General features: G+C 69.4%; 15 protein-coding genes. 10 read left to right on the top strand and 5 right to left on the bottom strand.

The features are described from left to right. Window positions 1-31 precede the first annotated feature (31 nt). Window positions 32-544 (top strand): NADPH-dependent FMN reductase, encoded by a 513-nt coding sequence (locus ACFSKW_RS32295; RefSeq protein WP_379576255.1) that lies wholly within the window; start codon window positions 32-34, stop codon window positions 542-544. Window positions 545-679: 135 nt separating this feature from the next. Here ACFSKW_RS32295 and ACFSKW_RS32290 read toward each other — a convergent pair whose 3' ends face one another. Next, window positions 680-1,759, bottom strand: coding sequence for an NAD(P)H-dependent amine dehydrogenase family protein (locus tag ACFSKW_RS32290; RefSeq protein WP_379576254.1), 1,080 nt, complete (start codon window positions 1,757-1,759; stop codon window positions 680-682). A gap of 182 nt (window positions 1,760-1,941) precedes the next feature. Between ACFSKW_RS32290 and ACFSKW_RS32285 the strand changes: the two genes are divergently transcribed. The 7 genes from ACFSKW_RS32285 (at window position 1,942) to ACFSKW_RS32255 (ending at window position 9,855) form a co-directional block, all read left to right on the top strand. Next, window positions 1,942-2,814 (top strand): SDR family oxidoreductase, encoded by an 873-nt coding sequence (locus ACFSKW_RS32285; RefSeq protein WP_379576253.1) that lies wholly within the window; start codon window positions 1,942-1,944, stop codon window positions 2,812-2,814. A gap of 218 nt (window positions 2,815-3,032) precedes the next feature. After that, window positions 3,033-4,190: an ROK family transcriptional regulator gene (locus ACFSKW_RS32280; protein ID WP_379576252.1), complete on the top strand. Its 1,158-nt coding sequence runs from the start codon at window positions 3,033-3,035 to the stop codon at window positions 4,188-4,190. Then, window positions 4,184-5,668: a sugar ABC transporter ATP-binding protein gene (locus ACFSKW_RS32275; RefSeq protein ID WP_379576251.1), complete on the top strand. Its 1,485-nt coding sequence runs from the start codon at window positions 4,184-4,186 to the stop codon at window positions 5,666-5,668. The genes ACFSKW_RS32280 and ACFSKW_RS32275 overlap by 7 nt, the downstream gene beginning before the upstream one ends. Beyond that, window positions 5,665-6,660, top strand: coding sequence for an ABC transporter permease (locus ACFSKW_RS32270; protein ID WP_379576250.1), 996 nt, complete (start codon window positions 5,665-5,667; stop codon window positions 6,658-6,660). Before ACFSKW_RS32275 ends, ACFSKW_RS32270 begins: the two co-directional genes overlap by 4 nt. Then, the gene (locus ACFSKW_RS32265) at window positions 6,657-7,709 is read left to right on the top strand and encodes a substrate-binding domain-containing protein (RefSeq protein ID WP_379576249.1); all 1,053 of its coding nucleotides are present in this window, start codon (window positions 6,657-6,659) and stop codon (window positions 7,707-7,709) included. The genes ACFSKW_RS32270 and ACFSKW_RS32265 overlap by 4 nt, the downstream gene beginning before the upstream one ends. Further along, on the top strand, window positions 7,709-8,851 hold the full coding sequence (locus ACFSKW_RS32260; protein ID WP_379576248.1) for a Gfo/Idh/MocA family protein: 1,143 nt from the start codon (window positions 7,709-7,711) through the stop codon (window positions 8,849-8,851). Before ACFSKW_RS32265 ends, ACFSKW_RS32260 begins: the two co-directional genes overlap by 1 nt. Beyond that, entirely contained in the window at window positions 8,848-9,855 is a 1,008-nt protein-coding gene (locus ACFSKW_RS32255; RefSeq protein WP_379576247.1) for a sugar phosphate isomerase/epimerase family protein, read from the top strand. The genes ACFSKW_RS32260 and ACFSKW_RS32255 overlap by 4 nt, the downstream gene beginning before the upstream one ends. A 65-nt stretch (window positions 9,856-9,920) precedes the next feature. Here the strand turns inward: ACFSKW_RS32255 and ACFSKW_RS32250 are convergent, their stop codons facing one another. From ACFSKW_RS32250 to ACFSKW_RS32235, 4 genes are all read right to left on the bottom strand, one after another. Beyond that, window positions 9,921-10,667, bottom strand: coding sequence for an AraC family transcriptional regulator (locus tag ACFSKW_RS32250; protein WP_379576246.1), 747 nt, complete (start codon window positions 10,665-10,667; stop codon window positions 9,921-9,923). A gap of 94 nt (window positions 10,668-10,761) precedes the next feature. Then, window positions 10,762-11,844: a Zn-dependent alcohol dehydrogenase gene (locus tag ACFSKW_RS32245; RefSeq protein WP_379576245.1), complete on the bottom strand. Its 1,083-nt coding sequence runs from the start codon at window positions 11,842-11,844 to the stop codon at window positions 10,762-10,764. A 6-nt stretch (window positions 11,845-11,850) separates the two neighbouring features. Next, window positions 11,851-12,042 (bottom strand): ferredoxin, encoded by a 192-nt coding sequence (locus ACFSKW_RS32240; protein WP_346129432.1) that lies wholly within the window; start codon window positions 12,040-12,042, stop codon window positions 11,851-11,853. Further along, window positions 12,039-12,482 carry a pyridoxamine 5'-phosphate oxidase family protein gene (locus tag ACFSKW_RS32235; RefSeq protein ID WP_379576244.1) on the bottom strand — a complete coding sequence of 148 codons (444 nt, stop codon included), beginning with the start codon at window positions 12,480-12,482 and terminating at the stop codon, window positions 12,039-12,041. The genes ACFSKW_RS32240 and ACFSKW_RS32235 overlap by 4 nt, the downstream gene beginning before the upstream one ends. A gap of 74 nt (window positions 12,483-12,556) precedes the next feature. Here ACFSKW_RS32235 and ACFSKW_RS32230 point away from each other — a divergent pair, with 74 nt between their 5' ends. Next, a complete protein-coding gene (locus tag ACFSKW_RS32230) occupies window positions 12,557-13,183 on the top strand; it encodes a class I SAM-dependent methyltransferase (protein ID WP_379576334.1) in 627 nt (208 codons plus the stop codon). A 56-nt stretch (window positions 13,184-13,239) separates the two neighbouring features. Continuing rightward, complete coding sequence (locus ACFSKW_RS32225) at window positions 13,240-13,836, top strand: cupin domain-containing protein (RefSeq protein WP_379576243.1); 597 nt, start codon at window positions 13,240-13,242, stop codon at window positions 13,834-13,836. Window positions 13,837-13,844 lie beyond the last annotated feature (8 nt).

Below are 13,844 nucleotides of genomic sequence, written 5' to 3'. Positions count from 1 at the left end.
GCGAAGGCTGAACAGTGGCCAGAGGAGAGCGATGAGCATCGTCACCGTCGTCGGCAACCCGCGAGCGGGATCCAGGACCCATGGCGCCGCGGTGGCGGCCACCGACGCCATCGCCGCCAGACTCGGCCACGAAGGGGAGCGGGACGTGGTCGACCTGTCGGCCCTGGCCACCCACCTCCTCGACCCTGGCGCGCACGCCGGCCTGGAGGTGGCGCTCGACCTGGTGCGGGGCGCGTCGGTGATCGTGGTGGCCAGCCCCACCTACAAGGCCACCTACACGGGGCTGCTCAAGGCCTTCCTCGACCGGCTGCCGCCGAGGGGGCTGGCGGGCAGGACGGCACTGCCGGTGCTGGTCATGGGCGACCCCAGGCACGCCCTCGCCGTCGAGGCCCACTTCCGCCCGCTGCTGGTGGAGCTCGGGGCCGTCGTGCCCACCCCGGGGCTCGCGCTGCTCGAGTCGGACCTGCCGGGCGACGAGGTGCTCGCGGCGTGGGCCGACCTGGTCGCGCCGCAGATCCGGCTGAAGGAGAGCGCTCTGAGCTGACCGCCGGCGACGGCCCTGCGGGCTGGTGAACGGTCCGCTGGGCGGACGCCGATCGACGGCCGGACTGTTCGGCTGAGGGAGGGCACGCTGAGCGGAGGCCGATCGACGGTCAGGCGGTCGGCTGGGGGAGGGTGCTCAGCGGGCCGCCGGTGACGGCCGGTGGCGGGTGACGGTGTGGCGGCCGGTCGGGACCGGCAGGTCGAGCATGGTGCGGATCCCGGGCGGCGCCGCGCACACGGCGGGCACGTTGTTGACGGCCCTGGCCGCGGCCGCGGCGAGCCCGTGGGAGACCTCGTCCACGGTCACCGTCATCTGCGGCACCCCCTCGATGTGGATGGCGAACCCGGGCTCGGGCCAACGGCGCACCTTGGTCGCGTCGGCCTTGTAGACGCATTCGATGGTCATGAAGGGCCGCCCGCGCACCAGCCCGGAGAAGACCCAGCGCGACGCGCACACCGTGCCCTCGCGGACCAGCCCGGCCGCGATCTCGAACTCCTCGGTCGCCAGCTCGAACTCGTCGCTCTCCTCCACCTCGTCGAGCCGCACGTCGAGCGCGTCGGCCACCAGCTGCACGCTCTCCGCGAAGAGCGAGCGCTGGAAGGCCCGGTACGGCCGGACGGCGGCGGTGTAGTCCTTGGCCGAGCGGGTGAATCCGACCAGGTCCACCACGATCTGCCGGGAGGGATGTCCGCGGAAGTCCGAGGACTCGCGCACGTAGATGTGATCGACCCTGCTGGAGAGCCCGGTCAGGGCCAGCGGCAGGAAGTCGCTCATGAAGCCGGGGTTGATCCCGGTGCCGTGGAGCGAGGTGCCGCCCTTCTTGCAGGCCTGCTCGATGCGTTCGACGACGCCGGGGCCGTAGGAGCGCGGGTAGACGAACCCGGTGGTGGTGATCACGTTCTTGCCCGAGGCGAGCAGCGCGCAGATCGTCTCGATGTCCGAGGTGTGGTCGCGGCCGAAGTAGGAGGCGGGCAGCGGCATGTGCAGGACGCAGTCGGCGTCGAGCGCCATGATCCGCTCGACGTCGTCGGTGCACCTGACGCCCGTCTCCGGCATGCGCACCAGCTCGCCCGCGTCCATGCCGACCTTGTCGGGGTCGTAGACGAGAACACCCGCGAGCTCGAACTCCGGTCTGGTGAGCACGCTGCGCAGCGCGCAGCGTCCGACGGCGCCAGTGGCCCATTGGATCACGCGGAGGGGCGGCTGTGCGGGCATGCAAGGCCTCCAGCCCGGATGGTGGGCGGGGCCGTAACAGGGAGGGGTGTCGTCTTTGACCGCCGCCCTAGCGGGGTGAAGAACTCTAGCAGAAATCCGCATGACTGATCACTGTCCGCAACAGCTCCATCGAGATATTGTGCCCTTACTAGAATGTTGTTCTCCTACGGTGGAGGGTTCGCATGCTCCGGTTCGACGGCAAGGTCGCGATCATCACAGGCGCCGGGCACGGTCTCGGTCGCTCGCACGCGCTCCTCCTGGCCGAACGAGGCGCGCGGGTCGTGGTCAACGACCTCGGCGGCGCGCTCGACGGCACCGGCGCCTCGGCGGGCCCGGCGGCGGAAGTCGTGGAGACGATCAGGAAGAACGGCGGAGAGGCCGTCGCCAACACCGACAACGTCGCCACCCCTGAGGGCGCCAAGGCGATCGTCCAGTCCGCCGTCGACGCGTTCGGCCGGGTCGACATCGTCGTCAACAACGCGGGCATCCTGCGCGACAAGTCGTTCGGGAAGATGACGGTCGAGGAGTTCGACGCGGTGCTCGCCGTCCACGTGCGCGGCTCCTACCTGGTCAGCCAGGCCGCCTACCCATACCTCAAGGAGCAGGGTTACGGGCGCATCGTCAACACCTCCTCGCCCGCGGGCCTGTTCGGCAACTTCGGCCAGGCCAACTACTCCACGGCCAAGATGGGCCTGGTCGGGCTGACCAAGACGCTGGCGATCGAGGGCGCGCGCAGCGGCATCAAGGCCAACGCGATCGCGCCCATCGCGTGGACGCGGATGACGGAGGCGCTGCTGCCGGCCGAGTTCGAGGCGAAGTTCACCGCGGAGCGGGTCAGCGCGCTCGTGGCCTTCCTCGCGCACGAGTCGTGCGAGGCGTCGGGCGAGGTGTTCAGCGTCGGCGGAGGGAAGGTGGCACGGGTGTTCGTCGCCGAGGGGCCGGGGTGGAAGACCGACGACCTGTCGCCCGAGGCGATCGCCGACAACTGGGACTCGATCATGGTCGAGCAGCCCTACGTGCTGTCGGCGGCCGACTCGATGAAGGCGATGCTCTAGCGGCACGCGGACACGCAGGGGGCCACCTCGTCGGAGGTGGTCCCTTTTTTGACGACCGGGCCCGGTGCCGCTCGGGGAGATCGGTGACGGAAAGCCGCAGGTTACGCCGATAGAGATCCAACTTTGTTCGATCCTCAGCGGAAGAGGTGCGGATCTCCGTCGAATTACAGGCTCTTGATCCCTTGCTTTCGTCATAAGTGCCCTCTTATCGTCGCGGCATGACGGGTGACGTCCCCGGCACGCCGGGCGATGTTCTGACGCTGATCGGCAGCGGCTCGGCCACCACGCGGTCGGACCTCGCCAGGATCACGGGCCTGGCCAGGTCCACGATCTCCCAGCGGGTCGACGCGCTCATCGAGCGCGGGCTGGTCGAGGAGGCGCACGCGGGCGACTCCACGGGCGGCAGGCCGCCGCGCCAGTTGCGTCTGCACACCGAGGACCACGCTGTCGCCGGCGTCGACCTCGGCGCGACCCACTGCAGGATCGCGTTGATGGACCTCACGGGGCAGGTGATCGCCGAGGCGGAGGATCCCATCCGCATCGCCGAAGGGCCCGTGACCGTGCTCGACCACGTGGACCGCAGGGTCCGCGAGCTCCTCGACCGCGCGGGCCGCCCGTATGCGGCGCTCAGGGCGATGGGGGTCGGCGTGCCTGGCCCGGTCGAGTTCGCGACGGGCAGGCCGAACAATCCACCGATCATGCCGGGCTGGAACGGCTACCCGATCCCCGACCACTTCGCCACCATGAGCCTGGTCGACAACGACGTCAACGTGATGGCGCTGGGGGAGCACCGCAACGCCTTTCCCATGGTCAGGCACCTGCTGTTCGTCAAGGTCGGCACCGGCATCGGGTGCGGCATCGTGGCCGACGGCGGGCTGCACAGGGGCGCGCAGGGCTCGGCGGGGGACATCGGGCACATCAGGGTGAGCGGCCACGACGACGTGACCTGCCACTGCGGCAACAGCGCGTGCCTCGAGGCGGTCGCGGGCGGTCACGCGCTCGCGCGCAGGCTCACCGAGCTCGGCCTCGCCGCCGAGACGGGCTCCGACGTCGTCGCGCTCGTCCAGAAGGGCAGTACCCCGGCCCTCCGCCTGGTCAGGGAGGCGGGCAGGGTCATCGGCGAGGTGCTCGCGGGGCTCGTCAACTTCTTCAACCCCGAGGTCATCGTCATCGGCGGCGTGCTTGCCAGGGTGCACGAGCACCTGATGGCGGGCATCCGCGAGACCGTCTACCAGCGCTCGCTCCCTCTGGCCACCCACGAGCTGGTCATCGTGCCCAGCCGTACGGGAGTCGACGCGGCCGCGCTCGGCGCGGGGACGCTGGCCATCGAGCACTACCTGGCTCCCGACAACATCAACAGGATCGTCACATGTTGATCATGAGAGGCATCGTCAAGCAGTTCCCCGGCGTGCGGGCGCTGGACGGAGTGGACCTCGACGTGCGGGCCGGCGAGGTGCACTGCCTGCTCGGCCAGAACGGTGCGGGCAAGTCCACGCTCATCAAGGTGCTCGCCGGCGTTCACCGGCCCGACGCGGGAACCATCGAACTCAACGGCACGACCATCGCGCCGAGCAACCCCGTCGACGCCATCAGGCTCGGCGTGGCCACCATGTACCAGGAGCTCGACCTCGTCGACGGGCTCAGCGTGGCCGAGAACATCATGCTCGGCCACGAGCCCACCCGCCTCGGATTCACCCGCAGGAAGGCGCTCAGGAGCACCGCCACCGAGATCCTCACCAGGCTCGGCCATGGCGAGATCAGGCCGTCGAAGGAGGTCGGCAGGCTCTCCCCGGCCGCCAAGCAGGTGATCTCGATGGCTCGCGCGCTCTCCCACGACGCCCGCGTGATCGTCATGGACGAGCCGTCGGCCGCCCTCGCCCACGACGAGGTCGCCAACCTGTTCCGCATCATCAGGGAGCTCACCGCGCAGGGCGTCGCCGTCGTCTACATCTCCCACCGCCTGGAGGAGATCAGGGAGATCGGCGACAGGGTCACCGTGCTCAAGGACGGCAGGACGGTCGCGGTGGGCCTGCCCGCTGGCGACACGCCGACCTCCCAGGTCGTCTCGCTCATGACCGGCCGCAACGTGGAGTACGTCTTCCCTCCGCGCTCGGGCGCCGCCCCAGGCGCCGACGTCCTGCGCGTGGAGAACCTCAGCGCTCCGGGCGTCTTCGCCGACGTCTCCTTCTCGGTGCGGGCCGGCGAGATCGTCGGCCTGGCGGGCCTGGTCGGCTCGGGCCGCTCGGAGATCCTCGAGGCCGTGTACGGCGCGCGGCCCGCCACGGGCCGGGTCCTGCTGGACGGCAGGCCCGTGTCCAGGTCCACCGCGCGTGCCGTACGGCAGGGCATGGGCCTGGCCCCTGAGGAACGCAAGGCGCAGGCGCTGCTGCTCGACCAGACGGTGACGGCCAACATCACGCTCGGCAGCCTCGACCGCTACGCCAGGTTCGGCTGGCTGGACAGGGCGCGAGAGGACGCCGAGGCCAGGCGTCTGGTGCAGACGCTCGACATCAGGCCCGCCGACCCGCAGCGGCCGATCAAGACGCTGTCGGGCGGCAACCAGCAGAAGGCGGTGCTGGCCCGCTGGCTGCTCAACGACCGCAAGCTGCTCCTCCTCGACGAGCCGACCCGAGGGGTGGACGTGGGCGCGAGGGCCGAGCTGTACGCGGTGATCAGAAAGCTGGCCGACGACGGCATAGGAGTCCTGCTGGTCTCGAGCGAGGTGCCGGAGGTGCTGGGGCTGGCCGACCGGGTGCTGGTGGTCCGCGAGGGCCGCGTCATCCACTCGGCCTCCGCCCAGGAACTCGACGAGCACACGGTGCTGGACATGATCATGGAAGGTAGTGCGGCGTGAAGACCGATGGTGCTCCCGCGACCGCGGGTGTGGGCGGCGGCGTGTTCGCCAGGTTCGGCGAGGTGCGACATCTCGGGCTGGTGGCGGCGCTGGTGCTGCTGGCCGTCGTGGGCCTGGTGACCGTACCGGACAACTTCGCCACCACCTCCAACCTCGTCAGCATCCTCTCGCTGGCCGCCACCATCGGCGTCATCACCGTCGGCATGACCTTCGTGATCATCGGCGGTGGCATCGACCTGTCCGTTGGCGCGGTCATGGCGCTGGCCTCGGTATGGGCGACCACGCTCGCCACCCAGTCCTACGGCCCGTTCGTCATGGGCCTGTGCGCCGTCCTCGTCGGCACCGGCGCGGGCCTCGTCAACGGCCTGCTCATCGCCTACGGGCGGATGGTGCCGTTCATCGCCACGCTGGCCATGCTCGTGGCCGCCCGCGGCCTGGCCCAGCGGATGTCGGACCGCAAGACGCAGCTCATCCAGCAGGGCAACGAGGCGGTGGTGGCGCTGTCGACCACCAGGGTGCTCGGCGTCCCGCTGCTCGTCTACATCTTCGCGCTGGTGGTCGCGGTCGGCTGGATCGTGCTGAACCGCACGACCTTCGGCCGCCGTACCTACGCCGTCGGCGGCAATCCCGAGGCCGCGCGGCTGGCCGGAATCGACGTGCGGCGGCACACGATGCTGCTGTACGCGCTGTCGGGATTCTGCTGCGGGATCGCCGCCATCCTGATCATGGCGAGGACCACCACGGGCTCCTCCACCCATGGAGACCTCTACGAACTGGACGCGATCGCCGCGGTCATCATCGGCGGCACGCTGCTCACCGGGGGACGGGGCACGATCATCGGCTCCATCCTCGGCCTGCTGATCTTCACGTTGATCACCAACCTGTTCATCCTCAACGGGCTCAACACCAGCGACCAGCTGATCGCCAAGGGCCTGATCATCGTCATCGCCGTCCTTCTCCAGCGGCGAAACCTCAAGGAGAGAGCACCATGACCGAGAAAGTCGCGCGCAGAGGTTTCCTCGTTGGCGGGGCCGTCCTGCTGGCCACCGGATGCACCAGCAACCAGCCCGCGGCCCAGCCGTCCGCCCAGAGCGCCGCACCCGCGCCCGCGCCCGCCGCCGGCGGCAACGACCAGCCGGGCACGAAGGTCGTCATCGGATTCTCCGCGCCCGCCGCCGACCACGGGTGGATCGCCGCCATCGCCAAGAACGCCGAGGCCGCCGCCAAGCAGTACTCCGACGTCGAGTTCAAGGCCGTCGAGCCGACCAACGACATCAACGCGCAGATCTCCGCCGTCGAATCGCTGATCGCGGCCAAGGTGAACGCCCTCGTCATCCTGCCCAACGATGGCCAGCAGCTGAACCAGATCGCGCTCCAGGCCACCGCCGCGGGCATCCCCGTGGTCAACCTCGACCGCGTCTTCCCCGACAAGCTCGCCTACCGCACCTGGATCGGCGGCGACAACTACGGCATGGGCGTCGCCGCGGGCCACTACGTCGGCAAGAAGCTGAAGGACAAGGGCGTGACCAACCCGGTGATCGTCGAGATCCAGGGCATCGCCACGCTCCCGCTGACGCAGGACCGCACCAAGGGCTTCGCCGACGCGCTCAAGACGTACGGCTTCAGCGTCACCGCCAAGCAGGACGCCCAGTTCACGGTCGAGACGGGCAACAAGGTCGCGGCCAACCTGCTCCAGGCGCACAAGAAGATCGACGCGATGTGGAACCACGACGACGACCAGGGCGTGGGCGTCCTCGCGGCGATCAAGGAGGCGGGACGCAACGAGTTCTTCATGGTGGGCGGCGCCGGCTCGGCCAACGCCATGCGGGAGATCCAGTCGGGCGACTCGGTGCTGGAGGCGACCGTCACCTACAGCCCCACCATGGCATCGTCGGCCATCAAGCTCGCGAGGTTGATAGCCCAGGGAAAGGGCATGAGCGACCTCGTGGAGAACCAGGTTCCGCAGTCGATCACGCTCGCTTCGGAGACCATCACGAAGGAGAACGTGCAGAAGTACCTACCTCTGGGGTTTGAATCCTGATGACTCGAACGACCATCGGCGTCGGCATGGTGGGGTACGCGTTCATGGGGCGCGTCCACTCCCAGGCCTGGCGCAACGTGGCGGCCTTCTTCGACCTGCCGGTGACGCCCGTCATGGCGGCCCTGTCCGGCAGGTCGCTCGAAGCCGCCACCGACGCCGCGGCCCGGATGGGCTGGGCCGCGGTCGAGACCGACTGGAGGGAGCTGGTCAACCGCGACGACGTGCAGATCGTCGACATCTGCACGCCCGGCGACTCCCACGCCGAGATCGCCGTGGCGGCGCTCCAGGCCGGCAAGCACGTCATCTGCGAGAAGCCGCTCGCGAACACCGTCGAGGAGGCGCAGGCCATGGTGGCGGCCGCCGCCGCCTCGCCGGGCAGGTCGATGGTCGCCTTCAACTACCGGCGCGTGCCCGCCATCGCGCTGGCGCAGCGGATGGTCGCCGCGGGTGAGCTCGGGCAGATCAGGCACGTCAGGGCGCAGTACCTGCAGGACTGGATCGTCGATCCCGACTTCCCTCTGGTGTGGCGGCTGCAGAAGGACAAGGCGGGGTCGGGGGCGCTCGGCGACATCGGAGCGCACATCATCGACACCGCCCAGTTCGTCACGGGGCAGACGATCGTGGGCGTCTCGGCGCTCACCGAGACCTTCGTCAGGGAACGGCCGCTGGCGTCGGCCTCCTCGGGGCTGGGCGGCAGCGGTACCTCCGAGAAGGGGAGCGTCACCGTCGACGACGCGGCGCTGTTCATCGGGCGGATGTCGGAGGGGGCGCTGGCCTCCTTCGAGGCGACCAGGTTCGCCACGGGGCGCAAGAACGCCCTGCGCCTGGAGGTCAACGGGTCGCTGGGCAGCCTCGCCTTCGACTTCGAGGCCATGAACGAGCTGTGGGTGTCCTCCGGCGACACGGGCTTCAGACGCGTCCTCGTCACCGAGCCCGACCACCCCTACGTGGGCGCGTGGTGGCCGCCGGGACACGGTCTCGGCTACGAGCACACGTTCACGCACGAGATCAAGGACTTCCTCGAGGCGGTCGGCAACGGGACGGACCCATCGCCTTCGTTCGCCGACGGGCTGAGGGTGCAGCGGGTGCTGGCGGCCGTCGAGCAGAGCGCGGCCGAGGGTTGCTACAAGGAGATCGCATGACGAGACCAGTCACGTTGTTCACGGGACAGTGGGCCGACCTGCCGTTCGACGAGGTGTGCAGGCTGGCCGCCGAATGGGGCTTCGACGGCCTGGAGATCGCCTGCTGGGGCGACCACTTCGACGTCAGCCAGGCCGTCGCCGACCCGTCCTACATCGCCGCCAAGCGGGCCCAGCTCGACAAGCACGGTCTCAAGGTGTGGGCGATCTCCAACCATCTGGCGGGGCAGGCGGTCTGCGACCACCCCATCGACGCCCGCCACCAGGCGATCCTGCCCGCGCGCATCTGGGGCTCGGGAGACCCCGAGTCGGTACGGCAGGCCGCGGCCGAGGAGCTCAAGAACACCGCGCGTGCCGCCGCGCTGCTCGGCGTCGACACCGTCGTCGGGTTCACCGGGTCGTCCATCTGGCACACGGTCGCGATGTTCCCGCCGGTCCCGCCGTCGATGATCGAGGCCGGCTACCACGACTTCGCCGACAGGTGGAACCCGATCCTCGACGTGTTCGACGAGGTGGGCGTGCGGTTCGCGCACGAGGTGCACCCGTCGGAGATCGCCTACGACTACGTGACGACCCAGCGGACCCTGGAGGCGATCGGGAACAGGCCCGCCTTCGGCCTCAACTGGGACCCCTCCCACATGGTGTGGCAGGACCTCGACCCCGTCGGCTTCATCCTCGACTTCGCCGACCGGATCTACCACGTCGACTGCAAGGACACCAAGGTGCGCGTCGGCGACGGGCGCAGGGGCCGGCTGTCGTCGCACCTGCCGTGGGCCGACCTGCGGCGCGGCTGGGACTTCGTCTCGACAGGGCGGGGCGACGTGCCGTGGGAGGACTGCTTCAGGGCGCTGAACTCGATCGGGTACGCCGGCCCCATCTCTATCGAGTGGGAGGACGCGGGCATGGACCGGCTGGACGGGGCGCCCGAGGCGCTGGCCTACATCAGGAAGCTGAACGCGATCACTCCGCCGACGGCGGCGTTCGACGCGGCCTTCGCCTCGGAGTAGGCGGGCGGGCGGGTCTCCGCCCCCTCGGCGGCCCGCCCCCTCCCACGTTGACCCCGGCCGCGAGGTCAGGATCGTGCGCGGTGGGCGCCAGGGGTGTGGCCGAAGGCGCGGCGGAAGACGTCGATGAAGGCGCTGCTGGAGGCCCAGCCGCACTGGTGGGCGACGACCGTGACAGGGGTGCCCTCGGCCAGCAGGCGCAGGGCGTGGTGCAGGCGCAGTTGGGTGCGCCACTGCGGGAAGCTCATGCCGAGTTCGGCCTTGCACAGCCGGGTCAGCGTGCGGTCGCTGACGCCCGCCTCGGCGCCGAGCCGCGCCAGGGTCCTGTTGTCGGCCGGGTTGTCACGAAGGATGGCGCACACCGCGACCAGCCGCGGGTCCTTGGCGGCCGGCACGTTGACCGGCGCCTGGGCGGAGTGGCGGAGCTGGTCGAGCAGGACGGCCCGCAGGCGGCGGTGCTCGGCGGTGCGTTCGGCGGGCTGCCTGGTGTAAGTGATGATCAGCTCGCGCAGCAGCGGGCCGACGCCGATGACCGCGGGCTGGTCCAGGCGCAGCGGGTTGTCCTTCACCGGCAGGCCCAGCAGGTAGAGGTCGGTGTCGCCGTAGGCACGATGCTCGTGGACCGTACCGGCCGGAATCCAGATCGCCCGGGTGGCGGGGGCGATCCAACTGCCCGCGTCCGTGGTGACCGACAGCACGCCGCGACCGGCGTAGACGATCTGGTTCTCGTCGTGCCAGTGGGCGTCGACTCCGGTGCCGGCGGGCAGGGGGAGGAGGCCTGTCGTGGCACGCGGAGTATGGCGGATTCCCGACATTGTTTGTGATTCTATCGAAATCAGCGTGATCCCATCGGGCATCCGTCGGCCGCGGGTGGGGGCGAGGGGCCCTCACCCGCGGCCGACGGACGACCTAGTCGAACAGGACGATCTGGCGAAGTGCCTCTCCGTTGCGGAGAGCCGTGACCGCGTCGTTCAGGTCCGTCAGCTTGATCCGGGCGCTGATCATCGAGTCCAGGTCGAGCTGGCCCGACTTGTACAGCTCGGCGAAGTAGGGGAAGTCGTGCCTGACGTCCGCCTCGCCGTACAGGGAGGAGAGCAGGTTCTTGCCTTCGAACAGCAGGCTGAACGCCGAGATCTGCACCATGTCGTCCATGGCGCCCGCCCCGACCACGATGACGTCGCCGCCCTGGCGGGTGAGCTGCCACGCGCTCTGGATGGTGGCGGACTTGCCGACCACCTCGAAGCCGTAGTCGAACCCCTGCCCGCCGGTGAGCTCCTGGAGCGCGCCAGGCAGGTCGTCGGGGGTGACGGCGTGGGTGGCGCCGACCTTCAGCGCGAGTTCGTGCTTCGACGTGAGCGGGTCGACGGCGAGGATGGTCCGCGCGCCCGAGATGCGGGCGCCCTGGATGACGGAGAGGCCGACGCCGCCGCAGCCGATGACGGCGACGGTGGAGCCTGGCCGGACGCGGGCGGTGTTGATGGCCGCGCCGACGCCGGTGGTGATGCCGCAGCCGATGAGCGCGGCGGCCTCCCACGGGACGCCGGGGTCGACCTTGATGGCGCCCTCCCACGGGATGACGATCTCCTCGGCCCACGTGCCGCAGCCCGCCATGCCGTACACCATCGTGTCGCCGAGCCTGAAGGTGCCGGTGCTGAAGGACTCGATGATGTACTTCATGCACAGGTACGGCTGGCCACCCACGCACAGCTCGCAGTTCTGGCAGGACGGGCGCCAGTTGATGATGACGTGGTCGCCCGGCTGGACGGTGGTGACGTGGTCGCCGACCTCCACGACCTCGCCCGCGCCCTCGTGTCCGAGGATCAGTGGCACGGGCTGCGGCACGACGCCGGTCATGGCCGACAGGTCGGAGTGGCAGACACCGGTCGCCTTGATCTTGACGCGGACCTGCGACGGGCCGACGGGGGCCAGGGTGATGTCGTCGCGGATGTCGAGCTTGTCGTCTCCTACGGTGTGGAGCAGCGCTGCGCGCATGGGGGGTTACTCCTCCAGAGAGAGGGCGGCTTTCGGACATGACCGCACCGCGTGGCGGACGCGGTCCAACATCTCCGGCGGCGGCTCAGGCAGCAGGATGTGCAGCTGGTCGTCGTCGTCCACCTCGAAGACCTCGGGCGCGAGTCCCATGCAGACGGCGTTGGCCTCGCAGACCAGGTCATCGACTTTGATCTTCATGACAGCCTCCTGTGGTCCCATGAGACCACTTTGGTCGGCTCCACGACGAAGGCGGTGCGCTTTTTCCCCGTATGTTCGACGTACTCGCGGAGCAGCTCATCGGGTACGCCAGGGGTCATCCGCCTGGCGATCTCCATGCCGATGTCGAGCGTCTTGTCGACCTGCTCGGCCACGCCGTACACCAGGACGCCGCGGAGGTCGGCGTAGTCGTCGCCGGTTTCGATCAGGCAGCTGACCCGCGGGTCGCGTTCCAGGTTCCGTGTCTTCTGCGCCTTGCCGTAGGTCCAGAAGGCGATCCGGCCGGCGTCCATGGCGTAGAACATGGTCACCAGATGCGGCGTGCCGTCCTGGTTGATGGTCGCGAGCTGCAGCTTGCGCGATTCCTGGAGGAAGGCGGCGATGTCGTCGTCGGACATCGCGATGCGGGCGCGCTGGTTCACGTGCCAAGTAGAACAGGTTCCAGAATGTCGTTCAAGAGGAATGTTCGGTTGGGGTCGTGAGTAAGGTGCTCACCATGGAGATGCCGCCCGATCTACTGCTCGCCGCCGAGCGCGCCAAAGGGTTCATGCCCGCCGACGAGGGCATGGCGCTGTTCGAGGCCGCCCTCCGGTACGGCACACGCGGCCCCATCTGCGAGATCGGCACCTACTGCGGCAAGTCGGCCGTCTATCTCGGCGCCGCCGCCCGCCTGACCGGCTCGGTCGTGGTGACGGTCGACCACCACAGGGGTTCGGAGGAGATCCAGCCGGGCTGGGAGCACCACGACCCCACGCTCGTCGACCCGCGCTTCGGCAGGATGGACTCGCTGCCGACCTTCCGCGCGACGATCGCGGAGGCGGGCCTCGAGGACGAGGTGATCGCGATCGTGGGCAGGTCAGAGCAGGTGGCGCGGCTCTGGAACACGCCGCTGGCCATGCTCTTCATCGACGGCGGGCACTCGGAGGAACCGGTGACGCGCGACTACGAGGGCTGGGCGCCGCACGTGATGGTGGGCGGCGCGCTGGTCTTCCACGACATCTATCCCGATCCCGCCGACGGCGGGCAGGCGCCGTACCGGGTCTATCTGCGCGCGCTGGAGAGCGGCGCCTTCAAGGAGACCTCGGTGACGGGCTCGCTCCGGGTCCTCACTCGCCTTCATTAACCTGAAAATCTTCATCATTCTATTGACGTTGAAGACACCTTCATTGGGATGAAGTCATGACGAACGACAGCACCCCCGAGTCCGTCGCGGCGATGCTCGGCGCTGTCGGAACCCGCGTCCGCACCCTGCGCAAGGAGCGAGGCTTCACCCTCGAACGGCTCGCCGAGCTGTCGGGGCTGAGCATGGGGATCATCAGCCAGGTGGAGCGCGGTCTGGCCAACCCCGCGTTCTCCACGCTCGTCCAGCTGGCACACGGGCTCGGCATCCCCGTGGGCCTGCTCTTCCAGGTGCAGGAGGAGCACCGCTCGCCCGTGGTGCGCAAGTCCGAGCGCCGCAGGCTCGGCGGACACGGCGTCGGCGACGACGACAGTGCCGTCTACGAACTCCTCACCCCCGACCTCTCCGGCGCGCTCGAAGTGACCTGGGTCGAGACCCGTCCAGGCCACGACACCAGCGCCACCCCCTTCACCCATCTCGGGGAAGAGGTCGGCATCGTCATCACAGGGCACAAGGATGTGTACCTGGACGGGGTCAGACACGAGCTGGGCCCTGGCGACTCCATCCGCTACCCGTCCACCATCCCTCACTGGTACGCCAACAACGGCGACGAGGTCTGCACCGCCATCTGGGTGATCACACCTCCAACCTGGTGACAAGACCG

It is taken from the genome of Nonomuraea mangrovi, from assembly GCF_042681425.1.
GTDB lineage: Bacteria > Actinomycetota > Actinomycetes > Streptosporangiales > Streptosporangiaceae > Nonomuraea > Nonomuraea mangrovi.
Note: the sequence above shows the minus strand (reverse complement) of the source record. Positions and strands in the feature narration are given on the sequence as shown.